This is a genomic window from Acutalibacter sp. 1XD8-33 (genome assembly GCF_003612555.1).
Lineage (GTDB): Bacteria > Bacillota > Clostridia > Oscillospirales > Acutalibacteraceae > Acutalibacter.
Map to the genome: position 1 here is coordinate 1 of NZ_RAZF01000054.1, position 10,370 is coordinate 10,370.

Consider the following 10,370-nt stretch of genomic DNA (forward strand, 5'->3'; position numbering starts at 1 on the left):
CAAAAATTATGCTGACTTTTTTATTTTGGGGCTTGACACCTATTTGCAGGTTTGCAAAGTAGCGCACGACCGCCTATATGAACTTTGGACTATTCGCTTTTTTCTCCGTAAGGCGTTTGCTCCTCTGCTACCGTCTGAATTTCCTGTTGTGGCTCGAAGTTATAAACGATGGACTTATGTTTCTGCGGTGGTGCTTCATAAGGCTTTCCTTCTCTGTTGTAGGTAAGATTAAATACAAGATCGGAAAGCCATTTCTTGAATGAGGGATTATCCTGAAACTGTTTGAACAGTTCCATATTATCAGCCATGATAGCGAAGATGACCTGCTGCAAAGCCCGCTCACTTTCAAGCCTTGCACTCTGTTCATCAGAGTTCTTCATAGCATTCTGATATTTCTCATCCCTGGAAACCATAGCGGGTATTTCAAGAATCTGTCTGCGTACATTATCTGCGTCATTCCAGTTGATATTGCCAAACATATCGTTGAAATCAGACAGAATAACGGAAAGCAAATCCATCTCCGGCTCAATAATGTGACCAACTTTGCCAGATGGAACCGGCGCAACCTCGGAATCAGAATCCTCCAACTTGATGGATATTGACTCACGCGCCTCGTTGCGATAGCTTTCCAAATCGATTGCCTCAAGGATACCCTGTGACAAATCGTCCTCACGGGGAGAAGGCAATTTGGGTATCAGAAGATTGAGGAAAATAGAGAGCCGCTCCCAATCCGCATTGCCATAAGGAAGGATTGCACCGAGGAATCCATATGTACGGCAAAAAGCTTTTGCCGCGCTTTTGAACTTGATTTGATCGTCCGTTTCGAGCTGCATATAAATAGCTGTGCAGGCATCCAGGGTAGGATCAAGTTTATCACGGTCTGCGCCATTCAGATATAGGTTAACCAAATGTTCTACATCGTTGCTGGAATATACCTGATACCCCTCCATTGTCGCCACAAGATCATAGAGTTTGTTCGGGTCGGTCTCGCCGGACAAAATCGTGGTGCGATAGTAGCGGGAGAAGGACTTTTCAATAATTTCCGGCTTATTAGCGAAATTCAAAACGAAGGTGTCATATTTCTTCGGATGGCAGCGGTTCAGTCTCGAAAGTGTCTGTACCGCTTTGATGTCATAGAGCATCTTATCCACATACATGGTGTGGAGCAGGGGCTCATCAAAACCGGTCTGGAATATATCCGCAACAATCAGGATGCGATACGGGTCTGCCTTAAAGGTCTTTGGTATTTTTGCGTCCGGGAATCCATTCATGCCTGCCGAGGTCAGCGGCGGTTCCTGACCGTTGTACTTACACTCACCAGAGAAAGCAATAATGGTTTTATAGGGGCTGTGTCTTTCAGAAAGACACTTGTTGATAGCATAATAATATTCGATGCATCGCGGAATACTGGCAGTCACAACCATAGCGCGGGCCTGCCCACCAACTTTTCCCTTAGCGATAACCTGTTCATGGAAGTGGTCAACCATCATAGCGGCCTTCTTCGCTATGGTATAGCTGTTGCTCTCCACAAAATTACGGAGTTTCTTCTGGGCGCGCTTTTTGTCAAACATCGGGTCGTCCTCGACTGTTTTCATCAGCCTGTAAAAGCTGTCAATCGGCGTGTAATTTCGCAATACATCCAGAATAAATCCTTCCTGGATAGCTTGCTTCATTGTGTAGACATGGAATGGTTTATGCTGCAATTCGCCCTTATCATTCAATATAGGGTTTCCGCATTCATCCACAACAAGTATGCCGAAGGTCTCCAATGTCTTGTTCTTCGGTGTAGCTGTGAAGGCAAAATAGCTGGCATTATTCAGCAGCTTACGCCCTTCCATCATAGCGTTGATTTTGTCCTCGTTGTCCATCTCATCATCCGAGGCAAGCCCGGAGAGGGCAAGATTCATCTGCGCAGAGTTACGTCCGCTCTGCCCGGAATGCGCCTCATCAATGATAATAGCGAAACGATTCTCTTTGTGATCGGCTCCAATCTGCGGAACAATGTATGGGAACTTTTCAATCGTGGTAACGATGATGCTCTTTCCGTCCGTGATAGCTTTTGTAAGGTCGCCAGAGTGCTCCGCCCATGTCACGGTATTGCTTACCTGCATGAATTGTTTGATGGTGTCCCTGATCTGCTTGTCGAGGATACGGCGGTCAGTGACTACAATAACAGAGTCCAGCATCGGACGCCCATTCTGCTCAAGTCCAATCAATTGATGCGCAAGCCATGCGATAGAGTTGGATTTGCCGCTTCCCGCGCTGTGCTGGATCAGGTATCTATGCCCGACACCGTTTTCCCGCACATCGCTAAGAAGTTTTGTAACTACATCCAGCTGATGATACCGTGGAAAAATTTGCTTCTCCTTTTTCTTCTTGGTATCCTCATCCACCTCAATAACGACCTGTGCATAGTTCTCAATAATCAGCGTCAGTTTTTCTTTTGTAAGAATGTCTTTCCACAGATAGTCGGTCATCAAGCCATTGGGATTCGGCGGATTGCCTGCTCCATCGTTATACCCCTTATTGAAAGGCAGGAACCAACTGTCTTTGCCCGCAAGACGAGTGCAGAATTTGATACGGGCGTCATCCACGGCCAGATGCACCATGCCGCGTTTGAACTGGAACAACATCTCTCGCGGATCGCGATCATCCTTGTACTGCTGGACAGCATCATCCACATTTTGCTTCGTAAGCTGGTTCTTGAGTTCAAAGGTGATGACAGGCAATCCATTGATGAATAAGCACAGGTCAAGGGCCAGTTTACCAGCATCCTGAGAATAGCGGAGCTGGCGCGTCACGCTGAAAATATTTTTCTGGAACATCTCCCTCGCTTTTTCGTTGTTTTCGGTCGGTGTGAGATAGAACATGATGAGATCGACCGGATATATCTTGATGCCGTTGCGCAGAATATCTACGATGCCGCGTTTGACCAACTCACCCTGGAGGCGGTTCAGAAACTGACGCTTTTTCTGCTCGGACTGGAACACACCCAGTTTACTCATCTGTGAGGGCTGGGTATCCTGCAAAAATCGAAAAAGGCGGGTTTCATCAATCGCATATTCTTTATTATAATCAGCGTTAGTCCCTTCTTCATAACCGTTCTGCTCAACCAGCCATTTTACAATGAGGGCCTCCAAACCGCTTTCTTTTGTATTTGTAAAGGCCATACTCAGCCCTCCTGTTCTTCAATCCGCTTGCGCTCGGCTTCGATTTCACGCTGTAATTCTTCAGCAGTGGGTAATGCAAAACGATAACGCGAAGCAAAAACTTGTTGAGCATCGTTCAAAACAGAGTATTTGACGATTGCCTCATTCTTCTGAGAACACAGTATGATGCCTATAGTAGGATTGTCATCTCCATTTTTATATAACGCATCAAACATTCGGATGTAGCTGTCCATCTGGCCGATGTCGCTGTGGGTCAATTTCCCGATTTTTAAGTCGATCAGCACATGGCATTTTAGGATACTGTGGTAAAATACAAGGTCAAGGTAAAAATCTTCATCTTCATAGCGCATCAGCTTCTGTCTGGCTACAAAACAGAAACCACGTCCCAACTCCAACAGAAATTCCTGCAATTTATCAATCAATGCCTGTTCCAAATCAGACTCCCGCAGGGCGGGTAATCTTTCAGATCAAGAAATTCCAACACATATGGGTCTTTGATGAAATTTTCCGCAGATAAAGGTGCTGTGAGTTCAACAGCTTCGGCCCTTACAGGTACCTGGTCTCTGCTTGCAAGAAGCCGCTCATAGTATAGGGTAGAAATCTGCCTTTCCAGCTGGCGGCTCGACCATGCGGAAGCAATTGCCTCATCCATATACCATTGCCTTGCCTGTTCATTTTCCACCGACAGCAAAAGGCGGTAGTGCGTCCAAGTCAATTGCGAACGCAGTGCGTTCGTATTTGGAAACATCACATAAAATTTCTTCATTTGCTGCAATGTCCGAACAGAAAAACCTTTGCCAAAGTCCTTGGTCAAACGGCTGGACAATTCCTGCAAAACAGCTTTCCCATAATCAGCCCGCGCATTTCCATTTTGCTCATGCTCTACGATGATGCGCCCAATCTGCCAGTAGGCTTGTACCATCGCAAAATTGACTGCGCTGTATGCCTGATTGCGCGACAACAGGAGGGTTTCCTTTATTTCGGAATAGATGTCCTCATAAGGAGTTAGGTAAAGGTCAGCCATTTTATTGGCCCTCCTGTTTTTGGAAGCGCTGCTGTTGCCCATAAAACTGTTTGGCAAGTTCTTTTAACTCGTCCTCATAGGCTTTTCTATATGCCTTTTCCTATTCAGTGTAATTGGGGTGATTGTCAATACTCGTTTTGATAATTTCAATAAACGCATTGACAAAATCCAATTCATTCATCTTCCAATCCCTCCTCGACTATTTCCTTGCTATCAGCTTCAACATTTTCGGTTTCTTCAACAAATTCGTATTCAGGGATTTCAATATCACGGACATCAATTTTGCCGGTTACTGTGTTTGCGATAAGTTTTATCTTATATTCTTCAAGCACATCCACCTCTGCGGTAATATTTTCACTAGCAGCATCGTACTTGTGTAAGGTTTGCTTTAGATATTCAACAATTACGTGTTGCTCATCTGTTGGTGGAACAATAAATGGAATCTCCTTCATTTTATCCATTTGTAAATCCCACTGGCCTACGCGAATACCGTCCGACGCCTGGGCAAAGAAATTTACATATACCTTACTGCGAATAGCATAGTGAAAATATGCTAAATTTTCAAAAGTAACATCAAAAATGAAGTATGCAGGGCTGACGATTCCGGTGTAATCAGAAACACCGTACGAGCCTTGCCATGCCTTCATCTTGTTCATAGCAAACTGCCCTTTTCGTACAACTTTATATCCGCTCAAATCATCAGGAATAAAGTTATGATTAGACTCTGTGTCCTCAATATCACGAAGAATAACGCCCCGCTCACGAACAACAGATAGAAGCGGAAGTTCAGGACTGTTTTTCACACTAACCGGATGTAAAATCTGGCGCAATTTCATAACCTGCCAATGAGCAGGAATATCTCCTAACCATTTGATGCCACTGAACTTCATCGGTACATTCGATTTCAGTCCATGTGTAATTGCATGGCTTATCATAGACCGCTTTAGAGCATCAAGCTCTTTGATTTCACTGCGTTTAATGTTGATTAGCTTATTAACGCTCGAAATCTTCCAATCCAAAAACCGCACAATCTGATCCTGTTCGGGTCTGGGTGGAAGCAGGAATGGTATTTCTTTCATTCGTTGTACGGACAAGTCCCACTGACCAACGCGAATCCCGTCAGATGCTTGACCGAAATAATTGACATATACTATACTTCGGATTGCTCTATTAAAGAAATCAATATTTATGTCATATTGAATGTCAAAAACGAAGTAAGCTGGGCTTACAATTCCATCAAATCCTGAAACCCCGTAAGAGCCTTGCCACGCTTTCATCTTATTCATAGCGAACTGCCCAAATTTGACCAGTTTATAGCCACTCAAATCATCCGGCACATAATTGTGATTTTCTTCTTTATCCTCAATATTTCTGACAATAACCCCTTTTTCACGAATTACTGATAGCAAAGGCAAATCAGTATGATTTTTTTCACTAACAGGTGATAGAATCTGCCGTAATTTCAACACTTGCCAGTGTTCTGGAACCATACCCAGCCATACAAGGTTATCGCAAGCGTGGTTCATTGCAACCCCTCCATAATCTCCGCCATCATGCCATCCGCTTCCCGTTCAAAGGCTTTCAGACTCTCCAAAATCTCCTCCATAGGGCGCAGTTCCACCGGCTTATAGAAATACTTAGTAAAGCTGATTTCATAGCCGATCTGTGTTTTCTTTTCGTCTACATAGGCATCAGGAGCATAGGGCAACACCTCATTTTGCATAAAGGTATCAATGCCGCCCTCATAGGTAAACGGGATGTTTTCTGTATCCCGCAAATCAACATCTGGCTCCCCTTCGATAGGCTGTGCAGTTGGGTCTTTCTCCGTAATAAATGGCCGAATTTTCTTCAAGGTTGTGGCTTTCAGCTTTGTGGCTTTGGCAAATGCTGTCCAATCATCCAGAGGAGCGGTTTTTGCGGCCTCGGCAACAGCACTTTGCACCGCCGCAAGCTCATCCGCTTTCTTAAACAAACTGGCCGGAATTTCTCTGTCAGGATATATGCGCAGACGCAGAGGCCGCTCCACTGTAACAGACCAGTAGCCAAACTCCTCGTTATCAAAAATCATACTGACTTCGCTTTGTTCCATCTCCATAAAAATGCGGACGATTTCACTTCGGATTTCCGATGTGATTTCACAATTCTTCTTGCCCATATTTTTGCGGAGCGGGGATTTCATGGCAGTTGCGTCAATCAGTTGAATTTTCCCTTTGCGGCGTTCCTCTTTCTGATTGGACAGAATCCAGATAAGTGTCCCAATTCCTGTGTTGTAGAACATATTCTCCGGCAGTGCGATGATAGCCTCAACCAAGTCGTTTTCAATCAGATAGCGGCGGGCGTTGCTTTCCCCACTGCCGGCGTCCCCCGTGAAAATGGACGAGCCGTTATGTACCTCGGCAATGCGGCTGCCCAGCGGCGTATCCTTTTTCATCTTTGTCACATTGTTCAAAAGGAACAGCAGTTGACCATCGCTTGTTCGAGGAATCATGGCCATCTGTTCGCCGTCTTCAAGATAGGTATTAAAGCGGGTATCCAAAATCTCCTTTTTGCCGCCCATCTTCTCCGCGTCCACTTTCCAGCTTTTCCCGTAAGGTGGATTGGACAGCATAAAATCGAACTGCCTTGTGGCGTTTCCATCCAGGGAAAGCGTAGAACCATAGCTGATATGCTCCGCCTGTTCCCCGTCACCTTTGAGCAGCATATCCGCCTTGCAGATTGCATATGTTTCGGGGTTCACTTCTTGCCCAAACAAATGAATAGACACATTCTTTCCCTGCTGCTGAGCAATCGCCAGAAGCCTGTCCTGCGCGACAGTAAGCATACCGCCCGTCCCGCAGGCTCCGTCATAACAGGAATAGGTGGCGTCTTTGATTTGATCCGCAATAGGCATAAAGACAAGATCCGCCATCAGTTCAACAACATCGCGGGGTGTCCAGTGTTCGCCTGCCTCCTCGTTGTTTTCCTCGTTGAATTTGCGGATCAGTTCCTCAAAAATTGTGCCCATGCCGTGGTTGTCCAGTCCTGGATGCTTCACCATAGTCTGAGCATCGTCCTTATAAATTGGCTTCGGAGAGAGGTTAATATCCGGCGAAATAAATTTCTCAATCACCGCCCCCAGAATATCCGCCTCAATCATCGTGTCAATCTGATTGCGGAACCTGAACTTCTCCAAAATCTCCTGCACATTAGGGGAGAAACCGTCCAGGTATGCCTCAAAATCGGCCTTTAGCGTTTGCTTCTTAGCGCGGCTGGTGAGATCGCACAGGCGGAACGGAGAAGCGTTACAGAATGCCTAACCCGCCGCATTGCACAGCGCCGGCCACTGGTTATCGATTTTGGCCGCATCCAGTTTCTTCTTCATATCAAGAACAACCTCTTTGCTGTCCTCCAGCATGGCATCCAAGCGGCGGATAACTGTCATTGGCAGAATAACATCACGATATTTTCCACGCACATACACATCGCGTAGGCAGTCATCCGCAATTCCCCATATAAAACTTACGATTGTATTGTGAATTTGATTGTCCATGTGTCTTTATTCCCTTCTCACGGAGATTGACGTCTTCCGATTTACAGCAGATTTATCGTTGTTTCAAAACTCATAATTCTATAAAACCGATTCACGGTTCTTCTACCATTTCCATAATATCACAGACATCACATCTTAGGGCTGTGCAGATTTTTTCAATAATTTCCGTATTAACATTTTCATTTTTTCCGAGCTTCGTAACGGATGCCGCACTTATCCCAGCTAATTGTTGCAAGTCTTTTTTCTTCATATCCTTGTCAATCAACAGTTTCCACAATTTCTTGTAACTGATAGCCATGAATGAACCTCCCTTTTCTGGGAATGTGTCGATTTGAAGATTTCTGCTGCTTATTATAACACGACTAATCCCTAAACGCAAGATTTCCTCCTGCGATTGCAGGAGGAAATCCTGTTATCTATTGAATTTCTTATCTTAATCTGTTATAATTAATCTGAAAGTCGTTATGGCTCTTTGCAAAGGAGAGATAGATGCATGATTTTTGTGAGTGGTGCTCATGGTGTAGGAAAATCATATTTTTGCAACCTTGTGAAAGATTCTGTGGGCATCGAAACCTATTCGGCCAGCGCCCTGATTGCAACAAAAAAGCGTTCAGAATTTGCAAAGAATAAGCTCATTCCTGACATAGATGAAAATCAGCAGTTCCTTCTTTGGGCCGTGGACGAGCTCAGAACGTTGTGCCAGAATTTTATTTTGGATGGACACTTCTGCCTGCTGAATGCATCGGGCGAAGTGCAACGTATTCCTTATGGCACTTTTGCTATGCTCAAACCGGATGCTATTGTGTTGCTAACCGAAAATCCAGAAATCATAGCGTCCCGGCGAAGAAAGCGCGATGGAATTGAGGTTGCTGTAGAGAGCATTGAATACTTTCAGCAGGAAGAACGGCTATACGCAGATGAAGTTGCCAGAGACATTAATGCGAATCTTTTTGTTTCCGAGGGCGCTAAAGACCTTATGCGGGCAATTGACTTCATAAAATCACTTTGAGGAGGGGGCCGATTGTGGCGGGTAAATTTGAACGCAAGCGATTTTCCGAGATCAATCTCAATGATCCCTTTTTCGATTCCTTGAAAACAGATTACCCCGCACTTCATCAAGCACTGGTTTTGTGCAATGGTTCGCGGCAAAAGCCGCTGATGGGAAACGGGCGCTGATATTTGAAGATGACCAGGGTGTAGGAGCTTTTGTAAACCTAAAGCCGAATGAAGCTGAGGAAATCAATTTGGCAAACGGTAGCGTTTTGCCGAAAACTGCTCGTCTTAAAATCACAACAATCAAAATTGATGAGCATTATCGGAATCAAAGGATTGGTGAGGGAGCTCTTGGTCTAACTTTGTGGCAATGGAGAGATTTGGGCATCAATGAAATTTATGTAACTGTTTTTGATAAACACATCAGTTTGATACTTCTTCTGGAGAAGTACGGCTTTATCCATGTCGGAAACAACCTGAATGGTGAGCGGGTATATATCAAAGATCGAAGGAATCTTGATTTCAGTGACCCCTGCAAATCATTCCCTTTTCTTAGCGGTCAGGTCCAACACGCTGGATGCCTTGCCATTGATATGGAGTATCACGACACCATGTTCGCTTCTTCTGACCTCGCTAATACTTTGCAGGAGCGGGTTGATATTAGCGTGGCAAATGGACTGAAAAAAGTATACATAGGCAAGCCTTACAGTCTGGCTTTCAAAGTTGGAGAGCCTGTTTTGGTATACAGAAAATACACCGGAACCGGTGGCCGTCCAGGGTATAAATCCGTCATTACTACTTATTGTGTGGCAACACGAATCGAAAAAGTAAAAGTAAATGGACATGCGCAAAATTCTTATGACCAGTTCTTGCGCATGGTCGGCAACAAATCTGTTTATAATGAAGATGAATTGAAGGAAAAATATGATACCTGGGCTCTCTAACACTGATTGAGTTATTGTATTATGGGTATTTTGGCGCAGGGAATAATGTAAACTGGATGTGGCTGAAAAGCAATGATTGTTGGCCTGGAACCCATCCCATGAATTTCCGTTATACAAGGAGCCAGTTCGAGAAAATTCTGCGGGAGGGCAAAGTAGATGTCGGCAATGTTATTATCAATTAAGCCTAAGTATGCGAAGGTGATACTTGAGGGAAAAAAACAATACGAATTCCGAAAAAGCAGACCGAAAGATGGTGTGGATCGAATCATTTTCTATGCGTCAGCACCGCAGAAGGAAGTGGTCGGAGAAGCGCTTATTGATGAAATATTGGAAGGGACGCCGAAAGAAATCTGGGAGATAGCAAAAACTGCTGCGGGCATTACAAAGAAATTTTATTTTTCCTACTATTCAGAAAAAGATAAGGCTATTGCATATAAATTAAAAAATGTAGTGATTTACGAAAAACCCAAGGCTTTGTCCGATTACGGTATTCGTCAGGCTCCGCAATCTTTCGTATATCTATAAACGGCTATAAAGCAGTGTGTTTTAATGCCTTGGCACTCCTGATTTTAGAGAGGAACAGAAGTGCCAAGGCATTATTTTTTTGATTTGCGAACTTGTGGGGCCAAATGTCAAGAGTAAATTACAAAAAAGTTCAATAAATTTTCCCGACTTATGAAAAGCGGGGGTTCCGACGTATTCGGAACCCC

At 44.5% G+C, this 10,370-nt stretch carries 11 protein-coding genes; 4 read left to right on the plus strand and 7 right to left on the minus strand.

Annotation, left to right across the window (positions count from 1 at the left end; translation table 11 throughout):
* Positions 1 to 89: 89 nt before the first annotated feature.
* From D7X94_RS17260 to D7X94_RS17280, 7 genes are all read right to left on the minus strand, one after another.
* Positions 90 to 3,170 carry a type I restriction endonuclease subunit R gene (locus D7X94_RS17260; protein ID WP_120429028.1) on the minus strand — a complete coding sequence of 1,027 codons (3,081 nt, stop codon included), beginning with the start codon at positions 3,168 to 3,170 and terminating at the stop codon, positions 90 to 92.
* A gap of 2 nt (positions 3,171 to 3,172) precedes the next feature.
* The gene (locus tag D7X94_RS19735) at positions 3,173 to 3,604 is read right to left on the minus strand and encodes a PDDEXK nuclease domain-containing protein (RefSeq protein ID WP_330558252.1); all 432 of its coding nucleotides are present in this window, start codon (positions 3,602 to 3,604) and stop codon (positions 3,173 to 3,175) included.
* Entirely contained in the window at positions 3,589 to 4,194 is a 606-nt protein-coding gene (locus D7X94_RS19740) for a DUF1016 N-terminal domain-containing protein (RefSeq protein ID WP_330558253.1), read from the minus strand. The genes D7X94_RS19735 and D7X94_RS19740 overlap by 16 nt, the downstream gene beginning before the upstream one ends.
* Positions 4,195 to 4,367: 173 nt before the next feature.
* Complete coding sequence (locus D7X94_RS17270; protein ID WP_120429030.1) at positions 4,368 to 5,720, minus strand: restriction endonuclease subunit S; 1,353 nt, start codon at positions 5,718 to 5,720, stop codon at positions 4,368 to 4,370.
* Positions 5,717 to 7,366: an HsdM family class I SAM-dependent methyltransferase gene (locus D7X94_RS17275; protein ID WP_442857927.1), complete on the minus strand. Its 1,650-nt coding sequence runs from the start codon at positions 7,364 to 7,366 to the stop codon at positions 5,717 to 5,719. The genes D7X94_RS17270 and D7X94_RS17275 overlap by 4 nt, the downstream gene beginning before the upstream one ends.
* A gap of 120 nt (positions 7,367 to 7,486) precedes the next feature.
* A complete protein-coding gene (locus tag D7X94_RS19990) occupies positions 7,487 to 7,723 on the minus strand; it encodes a type I restriction-modification system subunit M N-terminal domain-containing protein (RefSeq protein WP_442857928.1) in 237 nt (78 codons plus the stop codon).
* Positions 7,724 to 7,814: 91 nt separating this feature from the next.
* Positions 7,815 to 8,021 carry a helix-turn-helix domain-containing protein gene (locus D7X94_RS17280; RefSeq protein ID WP_120429032.1) on the minus strand — a complete coding sequence of 69 codons (207 nt, stop codon included), beginning with the start codon at positions 8,019 to 8,021 and terminating at the stop codon, positions 7,815 to 7,817.
* A 195-nt stretch (positions 8,022 to 8,216) separates the two neighbouring features.
* On the opposite strand from D7X94_RS17280, the gene D7X94_RS17285 reads away from it, so the two are divergent.
* The 4 genes from D7X94_RS17285 to D7X94_RS17295 all read left to right on the plus strand — a co-directional run bounded on the left by D7X94_RS17285 (position 8,217) and on the right by D7X94_RS17295 (position 10,185).
* Positions 8,217 to 8,732, plus strand: coding sequence for an AAA family ATPase (locus D7X94_RS17285; protein WP_120429034.1), 516 nt, complete (start codon positions 8,217 to 8,219; stop codon positions 8,730 to 8,732).
* Between the two features lie 14 nt (positions 8,733 to 8,746).
* Complete coding sequence (locus D7X94_RS18610) at positions 8,747 to 8,899, plus strand: hypothetical protein (protein WP_158591073.1); 153 nt, start codon at positions 8,747 to 8,749, stop codon at positions 8,897 to 8,899.
* Entirely contained in the window at positions 8,854 to 9,660 is an 807-nt protein-coding gene (locus tag D7X94_RS17290) for a hypothetical protein (protein ID WP_120429036.1), read from the plus strand. The genes D7X94_RS18610 and D7X94_RS17290 overlap by 46 nt, the downstream gene beginning before the upstream one ends.
* 156 nt (positions 9,661 to 9,816) lie before the next feature.
* Positions 9,817 to 10,185: an ASCH domain-containing protein gene (locus D7X94_RS17295; protein ID WP_199715168.1), complete on the plus strand. Its 369-nt coding sequence runs from the start codon at positions 9,817 to 9,819 to the stop codon at positions 10,183 to 10,185.
* The last annotated feature ends 185 nt before the right edge of the window (positions 10,186 to 10,370 follow it).